The organism is Bradyrhizobium sp. (genome assembly GCF_016213215.1).
Taxonomy (GTDB): domain Bacteria; phylum Pseudomonadota; class Alphaproteobacteria; order Rhizobiales; family Xanthobacteraceae; genus Bradyrhizobium.
Genome location: NZ_JACRAW010000103.1, coordinates 1 through 12783, shown reverse-complemented (window position 1 = coordinate 12783; position 12783 = coordinate 1). Strand labels below are relative to the sequence as shown.

Here is a 12783-nt window from a genome sequence, read left to right as displayed (position 1 = left end):
CTGGTCTATTGACGGCAGGCGCCACGGGTACCATGCTTAACTTCGACGCGCCTCCAGCTCCGAAGTGAATGGCGGTCGTGACGTGCACTCTGTCTCGTGTTCCAGCGTCGCGGCCGGTTGAAAGGGCGAGGCAAGAGCCACGACGATGGCGAACTGAAGCTGGCCATCGCGGACAGATGTGAGCTTCGCCCCTTGGTTCATCTCCGTAGCCTAATTGGCAAGGATGAATGAGGGATGGCTGTCGCACTTATACTGCTTCTGGTTGCAGTCGGCTCGGTGCTGTTTCACATCTACAGCCCGTGGTGGTGGACGCCAATCGCCACCAACTGGCGCTACATCGACGACACCATCAACATCACATTCTGGATTACCGGCGTCGTTTTCTTCGCGGTGATCGCTTTCATGGCCTATTGCGTCTACCGGTTCCATCACAAGGAAGGCAGGCAGGCAGCCTACAATCCCGAAAACAAGAGACTCGAATGGTGGCTCAGCATAGGGACTGCGGTCGGGGTCGCAGCCATGTTGGCGCCCGGCTTGTTTGTCTGGCACCAGTTCGTCACGGTTCCGGCGGACGCCACCGAGATCGAGGTCATGGGGCAGCAGTGGCAATGGAGCTTCCGCCTCCCGGGCAAGGATGGCCGAATGGGCACGTCCGATGTCCGCAAGATCGGCTCAGAGAACCCGATGGGGTTGAATCCCGACGATCCACATGGGCAAGACGACCTCGTGATCGAAAGTGGCGACTTGCACTTGCCGATCGGCAAGCCGGTCAAGGTATTGCTCCGCTCCGTCGACGTCCTGCACGATTTCTATGTGCCCGAATTCCGGGCCAAGATGGATATGGTTCCGGGCACGGTCACCTATTTCTGGATGACGCCCATTCGAACCGGAACGTTTGATGTTCTCTGCGCCGAGTTGTGTGGCGTTGCGCACGCGCAGATGCGCGCCAAGGTCATCGTCGAGGAAGAGAGCGAATATCGCGCCTGGCTCGAGCAGCAGCGGACGTTTGCGGAATTGTCAGGCCGCAGCGCCGTTATGAGGGCGACGTACAGATCTGGCGGCGAATGAGAACAAGGAACGTGCCGCCTCGAGATAGATAGGGCGCGTGAGACCAAGTCACCGCCCCCCGATGGAAAACGACCGAGGAGGTACTTCTATGGTCGATGTTCCGTATGACGCGGTCACCGACGTTCCGCCTGCAGAAGTCGCGGAGGTTGATCTCTATCACCCCAGGAGCTGGTGGACGAAGTACGTCTTTTCGCAGGACGCCAAGGTCATCGCCATTCAGTACTCGCTGACGGCGACCGCAATCGGGCTGGTGGCCCTGGTGCTGTCGTGGCTGATGCGACTGCAACTGGGATTTCCAGGCACATTCTCCTTCATCGATGCAAGCCAATATCTCCAGTTCATCACCATGCACGGGATGATCATGGTGATCTACCTGCTCACGGCGTTGTTCCTGGGAGGCTTCGGCAACTACCTTATCCCGCTCATGGTCGGCGCCCGGGACATGGTGTTCCCCTATGTGAACATGCTGAGCTACTGGGTCTACCTGCTCGCAGTCCTGGTACTGGCTTCGACCTTTTTCGTGCCCGGCGGGCCCACCGGCGCCGGCTGGACCCTGTACCCACCTCAGGCGATTCTTTCCGGCACCCCGGGACAGGATTGGGGCATCATTCTCATGCTGTCCTCCCTGATCCTGTTCATCATCGGCTTCACCATGGGTGGACTGAATTATGTGGTGACGGTGCTGCAGGCGCGCACCCGCGGCATGACGCTGATGCGTTTGCCGTTGACGGTGTGGGGCATCTTCACGGCCACCATCATGGCGCTGCTGGCCTTCCCGGCGCTGTTCGTCGCCTGCGTGATGATGCTGTTCGACCGTGTCCTGGCAACCAGCTTCTTCATGCCCGCACTGGTCCAGATGGGCGAGCAGATGAAGTATGGCGGCGGCAGCCCCCTGCTGTTCCAGCATCTGTTCTGGTTCTTCGGGCATCCAGAAGTCTATATCGTCGCGTTGCCGGCCTTCGGCATCGTTTCCGATTTGATCAGCACCCACGCCCGAAAGAACATCTTCGGCTACCGCATGATGGTCTGGGCCATCGTGGCAATCGGCGCTCTCAGCTTCATCGTATGGGCGCACCACATGTATGTCAGTGGCATGCATCCGCAATTCGGATTCTTCTTCGCCACCACGACACTCATCATCGCCATCCCGACCGCCATCAAGGTTTACAACTGGGTGCTAACCCTGTGGCGCGGCGACATTCATCTCACGGTCCCGATGCTGTTCGCGCTCGGCTTCATCATCACGTTCGTGAACGGTGGGCTCACCGGCCTCTTCCTCGGCAACGTGGTCGTGGACGTCCCGCTTTCGGACACCATGTTCGTCGTCGCGCATTTCCATATGGTCATGGGCGTGGCGCCTATCCTGGTTGTGCTGGGGGCGATCTATCATTGGTACCCCAAGCTGACGGGGCGGATGCTCGACGATGTGCTGGGCAAGTTTCATTTCTGGGTTACGTTCCTCGGTGCCTACCTGATCTTCTTTCCCATGCATTATCTGGGGCTGCTCGGCTTTCCGCGCCGCTATCACGACATCGGCGAAGCGGCATTCATCCCGTCGTCGGCCCATACGCTCAACGCCTTCATCACCGTGGTCGCTTTGATCGTGGGCTTCGCGCAGATGGTGTTCCTGTTCAATCTTGTCTGGAGCCTGTTCAAGGGCAAGCCTTCAGGTGGCAATCCATGGCGGGCGACGACACTCGAGTGGCAGACGCCGGAGACGCCGCCCGGACACGGCAATTGGGGCAAGGAACTCCCGGTGGTCTATCGCTGGGCGTATGATTACAGCGTACCCGGCGCCGAGCAGGATTTCATTCCGCAGAACCAGCCGCCGGCGAGACGGGCCGCTCAGGGAGCTTTGCCGTGAGCGCCATCATCCTGTTCATGGCTGTAATAGCGGTCATCGCCGGATGGTGGCTCTCGCAGCAACGGCTGACAGCCAAACCCTGGCTGGAAGAAGGTTCGATCGGTGACTACCCCGGCACGGGCGCAATGACCATGCCGGCAGCGAAGATCGGACTGGGCGTGTTTCTCGCCGTCGCCGGCTCGCTGTTCGCGCTCTTCATCAGCGCTTATTCCATGCGCATGGGTATGGTGGACTGGCGGGCAATGCCCGTTCCCAAGCTGCTGTGGTTCAACACGGGCGTCCTGATCCTGAGCAGCGTCGCGCTCCAATGGGCGCTCCTCGCTGCGCGCCGGGACGACATCGACGGTGTAATGGTCGGCCTGCTCGGAGGCGGCGCATCAGCCCTTACGTTTCTGGCCGGGCAGCTGTTGGCGTGGCAGCAGCTGAGCGTTGCGGGATATTTCGTGGCGTCCAATCCAGCCAATTCCTTCTTCTACCTGCTCACCGCGGCGCACGGGCTGCATCTGATGGGCGGTCTGGCGGCCCTGGGCAGAACAACTGCCAAGGTGTGGCGTGGCGTTGCAATTGCCGAGGCCCGCCTGAGCGTGGAACTCTGCGCCATCTACTGGCATTTCCTGCTGCTGGTCTGGCTGATCGTACTCGGCGTGCTGACCGGCTGGACGGACAGTTTCATCGATATCTGTCGTCAGTTGCTCAACTAGGGGAGGCGAAGACCAGATGGCAGAGACTGCGCTGACCAACCCCGCACAACCGTCTGCCCCGATTGCAGGCTGGCGAGGCATCGCTGCCGACTGGTCCTCGGATCAGCGCGCCTTCAAGAATGTCTCCTGGGGGAAGGCCATGATGTGGATCTTCCTCCTCAGCGACACCTTCATCTTCAGCTGTTTTCTGCTCTCGTACATGACGGCGCGAATGTCCACGACGGTGCCGTGGCCGAACCCGAGCGAAGTCTTCGCCCTGACGATCGGCGGGACCCAGGTCCCGCTCATCCTGATCGCCATCATGACCTTCGTCTTGATCAGCAGCAGCGGGACGATGGCGATGGCCGTCAATTTCGGTTACCGCCGCGATCGCGTCAAAACCGCGGCCTTGATGCTCATCACGGCAGCATTTGGCGCAACGTTCGTCGGAATGCAGGCTTTCGAATGGACCAAGCTGATCATGGAGGGCGTCCGGCCCTGGGGCAACCCGTGGGGCGCGGCGCAGTTTGGCTCAAGCTTCTTCATGATCACCGGCTTCCACGGCACCCACGTGACGATCGGCGTGATTTTCCTGATCGCCATCGCGCGAAGGGTCTGGCGGGGGGACTTCGACATCGAAAGGCGCGGCTTTTTCACGAGCAGGAGGGGGCACTACGAGATCGTCGAAATCACCGGCCTGTACTGGCATTTCGTCGATCTGGTGTGGGTGTTCATCTTTGCCTTCTTTTATCTTTGGTGAGGTCGGCGTATGACAAACGTAGCGGTGCATCTAGAGGGACAACAACCTTCGCTGCAAACCCATGTGCATGACGCGATCGCAGCTGGAGCCGCGCACGAAAAGGGGCAGCAGCACCCGATCAAGCTCTATCTCGCCGTCTGGGGGTGGTTGTTCGTCCTCAGCGCCTGCTCCTATCTCGTCGACTATTTTGGCCTGCATGGCTATCTCAGGTGGTCGCTGATCCTGCTGTTCATGATGCTGAAGGCCGGCCTGATCGTCGCCGTGTTCATGCACATGGCCTGGGAGCGGTTGGCCTTGGCCTATGCCATCCTGCTGCCGCCGGTGCTGGTGTTGGTATTTGTGGCCATCATGGCGTTCGAATCCGAGTATACCCACCTCATCCGGGTCATGTCCTTCGCGGCACCGGCGTAGATACCCTTGCTTCGCGCCAGCTGTCGCCCCTTGTACAAATTGGGATTTTCGTTCCGTTTTGAGGCGCCAAGGTTCCAAAGACCTCCTGCAACGTTTAGACTGGAGCGAATCCGGATCAGCTTGCAGGAAATCCGCATGAGGGGCTTGCTCAGCCGGCGTGATGCGCTGTTGCAAACGGTGGGGCTTGCAGCCGCAGGCATGTTGCCTGCCGTCCCCGTGCCCGGCAGCGCCTCACCGTCGCTGAAGCCGGCGCGCAGCGCGGGAATCGACCGGGCATTGCAGGCAAGCGTCGGCGCGAGGGAGATCCCCGGCGTGGTGGCGATGGCCGCGAACGAGCGGTCGGTGCTCTACGAGGGCGCGTTCGGTTTCCGTAACATCGCCACAGAGTCGCGAATGTCGACCGATACGATCTTCCGTATCGCCTCGATGGTCAAATTGCTGACGTCGGTTGCGGCGCTGCAGCTGGTGGAGCAAGGCAAGCTGCGACTGGACGAGCCGGCCGCCGTTGTCGACCCGATGCTGGCCTCGGTTCCGGTCCTCGCCGGTTTCGATGCCAAGGGCAGCCCGCAACTGCATCCGGCACAAAAGCCGATCACGCTGCGCAACCTGTTGTCGCACACGTCCGGCTTCAGCTATCTGCTGTGGGATCCGAAGGTCGTTCGCTATCTCAACGTCGCCCGCGGCAATCCCGCTTTGCCCCGCATGCCGCTGATGTTCGAGCCCGGCGCAAGATGGGCCTATGGCGGCAGTCTCGATCGCGTCGGCCGGATGGTGGAAATCGCCAGTGGCCAGCCGCTCGATCGTTATTTCCGCGATCACATCACGGGCCCGCTCGAAATGAACGACACCGCCTTCTCGCTCGATGAGAAGCAGCTTGCGCGCGAGGCCAGCCTGCACGTGCGGGATGCGAACCGAAAGCTTCTGCCGCAGCCCGCGAAGAAGCCGACCGGGCGCAAGGCATTTTCGGGCGGAGCCGGCATCTACTCCACCGCGCCGGATTACATGACCTTGCTGCAGGCGCTGCTCAATGGCGGAAGTCTGCGCGGCACGCGCATCCTTCGGCCGCAGAGCGTTGCGCTGCTGTCCGCAAACCAGATCGGCAATCTCGAGGCCGGAATCCTCAAGACGACGAATCCGGCGCTTTCAAACGACGTCGATTTCTTCCCCGGAACTCACCTGCGCTGGAGTCTCGGGCACATGATCAATCTCGATCCAGTGCCCGATGGCCGCACGGCAGGCAGCCTGACCTGGGCCGGCCTGTTCAACACCTATTACTGGATCGACCCGACGATGCGGGTCGCGGGCGTGATCATGATGCAGATCCTGCCCTTCGCCGACCGCCAAGCCCTCAAGGCTTATCGCCAATTCGAGCATGGGATCTGCCACGGGTTGCGCCAGGCCTGACGTTTCACGACGCGACGCCACGCGCGCACGCCTATCCCGTCACCTCGCCCGTCGGCTCCTCACTCAGCCACCGGTAAACAAAGCCACCGGCAGCGCCCCCGATCAACGGCGCCACCCAGAACAACCAAAGCTGCGCCAGTGCCCAACCGCCCGCGAAAAGCGCGGGGCCCGTGCTCCGCGCCGGGATGCTGATCAAATGAATGAGGGTCAGTGCAAGGCCGATCGCGATCGGCGCAAATCCCGCCGGCGCCTTGCCGTGGGTTGCGCCCATGATGACGAAGAGAAACATCATCGTGAGCACAAATTCGCTCAGCAGGCAGGCCCCCAGCCCGTACTTGCCGGGGGAGTGATTCCCATAACCGTTCGCCGCAATTCCGGCGGCCAGGTTGAAGTCCGGCGATCCGCTGGCGATGACATACAACACTGTCGCGCCGACGATCGCACCAACCACCTGTGCTCCCACGTAGGGAAGGACGAGGCCGGACGGGAACCGGCCTCCGACCATCAAGCCCACGGTCACCGCCGGGTTGAGATGACACCCGGAGACGTGCCCGATGGCATAGGCCATCGTGAGCACGGTGAGGCCGAACGCTAGCGCGACGCCGAGCAGTCCAATGCCCACCTCGGGAAATCCGGCCGCGATCACTGCACTGCCGCAGCCGCCGAAGGTCAGCCAGAAGGTGCCGATCGCTTCGGCCGCAAGTTTCCTGCCGTTCATCACAACCCTCCCTAATCGCTGGGTTTCGGTCTTGCCGTGATGGCTATCAGGAAGGCTAGGCCGCGTGTGAGGAGGGAAGAAGGCACAACCAGGACATCTGGTTCGGTTGAGAGCGGCGCTCGCCTGCGGGCGAGATTACGAGCCGGCGAGACTCCGCCAGCTTTCCGCATCAGGCTCGCCAAGGAGGCGGTCGATCAGCGCGCGGGCGAGCTCGAGTCTTTCCTCGGCCGCCTCGGAAAGAGACTCGCCCAGGCCCCAGCGCTCGCCCGGAATGCACAGCACGAAAGACGGCGGCGCGCTGACGCCGATCTGTCTTGCTACGTCCAGCACGGATTCAGGTGGAAGAGCGTGGCTGGTGTGCGTCAGGCCGGAACGGGCCGATGTCTCGTAGAAGCGATAGGGCGCCGGCGTGCCATGGCCAGCATCGATGAACAGCGCCAGCGAACGGTCCTTCAAGTCGAGTGCATGTTCGATCTGCAATTGGTCGTCGACGACAAGCGCCGCCGCGGGCCAGTGGGCCTCGACATGGGCGGCGAGCGCAGGGCCAATGCCATCATCGCCGCGCGCTTCATTGCCCCACGCCAGGACGACGACGTTCACCCGCGCACCATCCGGTCGATCACGGCGCCCGACCGGTCTGCAAGCGTGACGTCGAGCGGCATCTGTCCGAGCGCGTGCGTGGCGCAGGACAGGCACGGATCATAGGCGCGGATGGCGACCTCGACATGATTGAGCAGGCCCTCGGTCAGGACACGGCCGTGCAGGTGATCGCGCGCCACCGAACGGATGGCTTCGTTCATGGCCTGGTTGTTGTTTGTGGTCGAGACGATCAGGTTGCAGTAGCTCACGAGGTCGTTTTCATCGACCCTGTAATGATGGAAAAGCGTCCCTCGCGGCGCCTCGATGACGCCGACCGCTTCCTCGACGCGTTCGCCCTTGTCGCCGATCAAATCGGTTCCGGTCAGTTCGGGATCGTTCAACAGATCGCGGATCACCTCGATCGAATGCAACAGTTCGACCAGCCGGGCCCAATGATAGAGCAGCGCGCCGTGCGCGGTGCGGCCGCAGCCGGCGGCGAGAAACTCCTGGCGCTCGGCTTCCGCCAAGGGCGTCGGGAGCCGGTCGGCGGTGAGCAGCCGGGCCATGGGTCCGACCTTGTACCAGCCGTCATCGGCGCCGAGCGCGCGGATGTGCGGGAATTTCATGTAGGACCACGGCTTGGTCCCCTCGTAGATCAGGGACTGATAGGAGGAGACCGGCGCATAATCGAACAGCGTGCTGCCGCCGGCGTCCTTCGCCCTGAGACCGCCATTGTAGAGATCGAGGTCCCCGATTTCGTTGACCAGCGACATGGTCGGCGAGACGACTTCGCCGAAGCGCTTGAAGAACTCGCCCCGCTCGCCGAACATCTTCTTGATCAGGCCGAGGGCGCCCGCGGCGCGGGCCACTTGCACGTCGATGTCCTTGAGCAGCAGGTCGCGCTCTACGATCGAGACGCCCTTGTTCATGCCGCCGGGAATGGCGCCGGTGCCATGCACCCTTTTCCCTGCGGTCATCTTGATGATTTCCTGGCCGAACTTGCGCAGCAGGACGCCTTCGGTGGCGATCTGGGGATGGGCGGCGGCGACGCCGATGATGTTGCGTCTCGTCACCTCGCAATCAAATCCGAGCAGCAGATCGGGCGAGGCGAGGTGGAAGAAATGCACCGCGTGGCTCTGCATGATTTGGCCGTAGTGCATGAGCCGGCGGACCTTTTCCGCCGCCGGCGGAATGACGTGGTAGCCCGCGATCTGATCCATCGCTTTCGCGGCCGCCAGATGATGGCTGACGGGGCAGATGCCGCACAGCCGCTCGACCACGACCGGCACCTCCCAGTAGGGACGGCCGGCAATGAACACTTCGAAGCCGCGGAACTCCACGATGTGAAGCCGGACCTGGTAGACCCTGTTCTCGTCGTCGAGCAGGATCGTGACCTTGCCGTGCCCTTCGACACGGGTCACCGGATCGATGGTGATGCGTCTCAAGCCTTCGGTACGGGTCGCTGTTTCGAGCTGCATCGGCCCTTTGGCGGACGGCACGTTCATCGGTCGTCTCTCCTCAGTCGTAATGCAGGCGCTCGCGATCGAGCCGCGGCGTGCGACCCGCGATCAGGTCGGTCAGGAATTTGTGGATCGCATCGCCCGAAGGCGGACAGCCCGGGATGAAGTAATCCACCAGCACCACCTCGTGGATGGGATGGACATGATCGAGCAGGAGCGGCAGCTCCTTGTCGTTGGGAACGGTTTCTCCCGCCTCCGAGCGTTCGTCGTAGACCTGGCACAGGATATCGCGAAGATCGAGGTGGTTGCGGATCGCGGGCAGCCCGCCGTTGATGGCGCAGGCGCCGATGGCGATGAGCACCTTGCAGTTGGCGCGCATCTCGCGCAGCGTATGCACGTTCTCGATATTGCAGACGCCGCCTTCGATGATGCCGATGTCGCAGTTGTCGGGGTGCTTGATGTCGGTGAACGGCGACCGGTTGAACTCGACCAGTTCGGCAAGGCCAAGAATGCGCTCGTCCATGTCCAGGAACGACATGTGGCAGCCGAAGCAGCCGGCGAGCGATGCAGTGGCGATGCGGACTTTTTTCGGTGGAGTTACGATGTTCATTCGACGTTTTCCTCCACCGGGGCGGCGACGCCGAGGTCGAGCCCGAGTTCGCTGATCGGAGCCCTGTCGAAGGTCCGTTGGCCGATCGGAGTGGCAAAGCCCACCCGTTTCACCAGGATTGCGCCGACCGGGCAGACGTGGGCGGCGCGGTCGTCGACCGACATGTTGGTGTCGCCGAGCTTGCCCGACGGCGAATTGACCACGATGTGGGAAGCGCGGCCGCGGCCGGACAGGCCGAACACCGACTTGCCGTCGACGTCGCGGCTGGCGCGCACGCACAGCTCGCACATGATGCAGCGGTTGAGATCCAGGAGGATATCCGGGTGCGATCCGTCGAGCGGCCGGTTGGGGTAGAACTGGTTGAAATGCGGGTTCAGCATCTCTTCTTCGTAGGCGTGCGCCTGGAGCTTGCAGTCGCCGCTCTTTTCGCAGCCGGGACAGAAATGGTTGCCTTCCACGAACAGCATCTGCAGGAGCGTGCGCCGCCGCTCCCCGAGTTCGGGCGTATTCGAGAACACCTCCTGGCCGGGCATGGCCTTGATCGTGCACGCCGAACCGTTGCGGCCGTTGACGATCACCGTGCACAGTTTGCACGAGGCATGCGCTCCGAAGTCAGGATGCCAGCACAGATGCGGAATGAAGATGCCGTTGCTCAGCGCCGCTTCCAGGATGCTCTGGCCCGGCTCGAACTTCACCGGCACGCCGTCGATCATCAGGATGTTTTCGATTGCAGTCATGCCTCTGCTCCGAGGTGGGCGCCTTCGTCGTCGCGTCCGGTGATGCTTCGCGAGATCGCCAGCGCCTGGTCGAGATCGAAGCCCGGCTCGAAATCGAGCGATTTCAGACGGCGGTTGAAGGCAGGGCGGAATTTCTCCAGCATCTGACCGAGCGCGGTCATGGACATCTGGCCGAGGCCGCAGTGGCTCGTCGTCGAGAGGACCTGCCGCAGAAGGCGCAGTTCGTTGATTTCGTAGCGCGTGCCGTGGCCGTGATCGATCTTGTCGAGGATGTCGGCAACCAGCGAGGTGCCGACGCGGCATGGCGTACAGAAGCCGCAGCTTTCGTGCGCGAAGAAGTGCGCGAAGTTCACTGCGACGTCGACGATGTCGCGCTCGCGCCCGAAGACCATGAAAGCGCCGGCGGTCGGCACATCCTCGAACGCGATGCGCCGGCCGAACTCGTTATCCGACAGGCAGACGCCGGAAGCTCCTCCGATCACCACGGCCAGCGGGTCCTCCGCGCCGCAGTCCTCCAACACCTGCGCGATCCTGACGCCGAACGGATACTCGTAAATGCCCGGCCGGGCGCAGTCACCGGAGATCGACAGAATCTTGGTACCGGTCGACTGGCGGGTCCCGGTGCCGCGGTAGGCTTCGCCGCCGCGGAGCGCAATTTCCACCGCCTTGCACAGCGTCTCGACATTGTTGACCGAGGTCGGCCGGCCCAGATAGCCGTGCGTGACCGGGAAGGGCGGGCGGATACGAGGCTTGCCGGGCTTGCCCTCCAGGCTCTCGATGAGCGCCGTTTCCTCGCCGCAGATATAGGCGCCGGCGCCCAGGAAGATCTCGATGTCGAAATCGAAACCCTCCACCCCGAGGATCGACTGGCCGAGCAGCCCCTGCGCCCGCAACTCATCGAGCGTGTGATGCAGCGAGGCGAGCAGATACCGGTACTCGCCGCGCAAATAGAGGAATCCCTGTCTCGCCCCGACCGCGAACGCGGCCAGAGCCATGCCTTCGAAAACGCGGGCGGCGTAGGATTGCAGCAGCACCCTGTCCTTGAAAGTGCCGGGCTCGCCCTCGTCAGCATTGCAGATGATCACCTTTTCATCGCCGCTCGCATTGCGCGCGGCTTTCCATTTCACCGCCGTGGTGAATCCGGCGCCGCCGCGGCCGCGAAGATTAGAGCGCTCCATTTCGGCGATGAAGCCCTGAACGCCCTTGGCCACCGCCGCCTTCAGGGCGTCGCCCGGGGTGATCTGAAGCCCAAGGAGTACGTCCGGACGGCGGATGCTGGTGTCGATCTCGAAGAATTCCGCCGGCCATTCGTTGAGAGGCGCCTGTCTTCCGATGAGAAGGCAGATCCGGTCGATCCGCTGGGGCGTCAAACGGGGAACGGCCCGGCCGTTGACGAGCATGGCGGGCCCCTGGTCGCCCATGCCGATACACGACGTCAGTCCGATCGATACCAGCCCGCCTTTGGACACCTTGTCCGGCTGGCAGCCGAATCGGTCCAGCATACGCTGATAGAGCGCGCGGCTGCCGGCCATCTGATCGATAATGTTGTCGGAAAACAGTACGCGGTACCGACCGCGCGGCTCGGTATAGAGGAAAGAATAGAAACTGGCGGTCGCCTCGACACGCGGGCGAGGGACCTTAAGTCCTTCAGCAATCAGCGTAACGGCGTCGGGAGAGATCCAATCGAGCTCGTCCTGAACCGCGATCAGAATCTGGACGAGCGCTGTGTCGTTGCGGCCATAACTGTCCAGAACCGCGTCGACCACGGCTTTTTCTTGGTGATCGCTCATATTGGGGTTCCTGCTTCGTCGGCACCCACAGTGACTTGATCGCCAAAATTCGTAGTGACCTAGATCAAGGCAGCACGCTTCGGTTGCCGGTCGGGTTCACCTGCGGTGCCTGAGTCGGAAAAGCAATTCAAGAGTGGAGATGTCGATAGCCAGCACGCAGTGCTTGTTGGCGCTAACGGATAAGGCTCCATCGAGCGCAAAGTCGTCGCGGGCTCATGATGGCACCTTCGCCGCCGGTTCCGCCATGCTGGTCCCGGCCGCGGCCCGGCCCCAATGGAGTTTGTGCGTCCTTATCACTGGCTACCCGGCACGAAGTGGTCGCGCGCGGTGGCGGTCTGGCCGGTCGCGGTTTCGGTGGCCTTGATCTCGATGTCGACCGCGCCCGGCGGCACCCTGTTGCCCGGGACCTGCACCGAGGCCCGCAATTCGCGGGTCTGGTCCTGCCCGACGTCGACGATGAGGCGGCCGTTGGCGCTGGGCTCGACGCCGGCGATGTGCAGGAGCGCGCCGGGAACGCCGGAAGCCTCGAGCGCGAACGATCGGGCGCCGCCCTTGTTGAGGATGCGGACCGTGTAGTCGTTGCGTACCCCGCCGTCGGCGAGCTGCACGAACAGCGGATTGCGCTCGTGCAGGACGTTGACGCTCATCGTGCTTCTCGTGAGCAGGGCGTAGAGCATGATGCCGCCGACGATGGCGATCGCG

The 12783-nt window shown here is 62.6% G+C and carries 13 protein-coding genes; 6 read left to right on the top strand and 7 right to left on the bottom strand.

The window, feature by feature from the left end; genetic code table 11:
- The first annotated feature begins 234 nt into the window (after positions 1-234).
- From HY852_RS17735 to HY852_RS17710, 6 genes are all read left to right on the top strand, one after another.
- Positions 235-1068: a cytochrome c oxidase subunit II gene (locus HY852_RS17735; RefSeq protein WP_291606084.1), complete on the top strand. Its 834-nt coding sequence runs from the start codon at positions 235-237 to the stop codon at positions 1066-1068.
- Between the two features lie 88 nt (positions 1069-1156).
- Positions 1157-2932, top strand: a complete 1776-nt coding sequence (locus HY852_RS17730) for a cbb3-type cytochrome c oxidase subunit I (protein WP_291606083.1) — start codon at positions 1157-1159, stop codon at positions 2930-2932.
- The gene (locus tag HY852_RS17725) at positions 2929-3633 is read left to right on the top strand and encodes a cytochrome c oxidase subunit 3 (protein WP_291606082.1); all 705 of its coding nucleotides are present in this window, start codon (positions 2929-2931) and stop codon (positions 3631-3633) included. The genes HY852_RS17730 and HY852_RS17725 overlap by 4 nt, the downstream gene beginning before the upstream one ends.
- A 16-nt stretch (positions 3634-3649) precedes the next feature.
- Positions 3650-4372, top strand: coding sequence for a heme-copper oxidase subunit III family protein (locus HY852_RS17720; RefSeq protein WP_291606081.1), 723 nt, complete (start codon positions 3650-3652; stop codon positions 4370-4372).
- A gap of 9 nt (positions 4373-4381) precedes the next feature.
- The gene (locus HY852_RS17715) at positions 4382-4783 is read left to right on the top strand and encodes a cytochrome C oxidase subunit IV family protein (protein WP_291606080.1); all 402 of its coding nucleotides are present in this window, start codon (positions 4382-4384) and stop codon (positions 4781-4783) included.
- Positions 4784-4918: 135 nt separating this feature from the next.
- Positions 4919-6187 (top strand): serine hydrolase, encoded by a 1269-nt coding sequence (locus tag HY852_RS17710; RefSeq protein ID WP_291606079.1) that lies wholly within the window; start codon positions 4919-4921, stop codon positions 6185-6187.
- Between the two features lie 31 nt (positions 6188-6218).
- On the opposite strand, the gene aqpZ is transcribed toward HY852_RS17710, so the two are convergent.
- From aqpZ to HY852_RS17675, 7 genes are all read right to left on the bottom strand, one after another.
- Complete coding sequence (aqpZ, locus tag HY852_RS17705; RefSeq protein WP_291606100.1) at positions 6219-6905, bottom strand: aquaporin Z; 687 nt, start codon at positions 6903-6905, stop codon at positions 6219-6221.
- A gap of 135 nt (positions 6906-7040) precedes the next feature.
- The gene (locus HY852_RS17700) at positions 7041-7505 is read right to left on the bottom strand and encodes a hydrogenase maturation protease (RefSeq protein WP_291606078.1); all 465 of its coding nucleotides are present in this window, start codon (positions 7503-7505) and stop codon (positions 7041-7043) included.
- Complete coding sequence (locus HY852_RS17695; protein WP_291606077.1) at positions 7502-8989, bottom strand: Ni/Fe hydrogenase subunit alpha; 1488 nt, start codon at positions 8987-8989, stop codon at positions 7502-7504. Before HY852_RS17695 ends, HY852_RS17700 begins: the two co-directional genes overlap by 4 nt.
- Before the next feature lie 13 nt (positions 8990-9002).
- Positions 9003-9554 carry an NADP oxidoreductase gene (locus HY852_RS17690; RefSeq protein WP_291606076.1) on the bottom strand — a complete coding sequence of 184 codons (552 nt, stop codon included), beginning with the start codon at positions 9552-9554 and terminating at the stop codon, positions 9003-9005.
- Positions 9551-10291: a 2Fe-2S iron-sulfur cluster-binding protein gene (locus HY852_RS17685; protein ID WP_291606075.1), complete on the bottom strand. Its 741-nt coding sequence runs from the start codon at positions 10289-10291 to the stop codon at positions 9551-9553. The genes HY852_RS17690 and HY852_RS17685 overlap by 4 nt, the downstream gene beginning before the upstream one ends.
- Entirely contained in the window at positions 10288-12081 is a 1794-nt protein-coding gene (locus tag HY852_RS17680; protein WP_291606074.1) for an NAD(P)H-dependent oxidoreductase subunit E, read from the bottom strand. The genes HY852_RS17685 and HY852_RS17680 overlap by 4 nt, the downstream gene beginning before the upstream one ends.
- 293 nt (positions 12082-12374) lie before the next feature.
- A partial coding sequence (locus tag HY852_RS17675; RefSeq protein ID WP_291606073.1) for a FixG Ig-like domain-containing protein occupies positions 12375-12783 on the bottom strand: 409 nt, incomplete at its 5' end.